This is a genomic window from Shigella sp. SIG3 (genome assembly GCF_053555855.1).
The window spans coordinates 1-628 of sequence record NZ_JBQZXE010000297.1 but is presented as its reverse complement, the minus strand read 5'-3'; the positions used below and the strand labels follow the sequence as shown (position 1 = coordinate 628).

The 628-nt window shown below is 51.3% G+C and carries 1 pseudogene; it reads right to left on the bottom strand.

Annotated elements, in window-relative coordinates:
- Positions 1 to 628: pseudogene (locus tag ACUU1I_RS21050) on the bottom strand (dynamin family protein); the annotation flags it as partial.

Sequence of the window (628 nt, the reverse complement as noted above, 5' to 3'; positions counted from 1 at the left end):
TTCTTCCCTTAACGCCTTACTGTCAGTAATGAGCTCAGGAACCCTTTCATTTAACGCCTGAAGACGCCCGGTCAGCCGTTCCTGCGCCTGCTGATCGCGTTTATGATCTTCAGAGCTCTGAATCAGCGTGTTACGCAGCTGTTCAACTTTCTCCCTGAATGTACAGAAAAAGGCATCGATTTCCTGGCGGACGGGCTGGTTAATATCCTGCTCAATGGATGCCTGCAGCTCCCCGAAATATGCCCGGGTCAGTGACATCACTTCCTCTCTGACCTTGTTGATATTGATCACGCTGCGGCTCACATCCACACTGTACTCTTTCCAGCCCCAGTCACTGGTGTTTGCCCATCGACAAAGCGTACCCCAGACACCATCCTGTCGACAGCGACGGGTTACTGTCTCCGTTCTTTCCTCCATAAGCGCGCTCAGATTTGTTTTTACTGCGAGCCGGGTCTGTAACTGGCTGACTGCCGGAAAACTGATTTTTACAGTGAAACCTTCATCCTCCAGACGGGCATTGATGCGTCCGGCAATATTTTCTGTGGCGTACAGGGCCGTACCACGAAAACCTGTTTCAATACCCCTGACGATTTTTTCCAGTTCAGGACGGAACTGTGCTTCAGCCTCA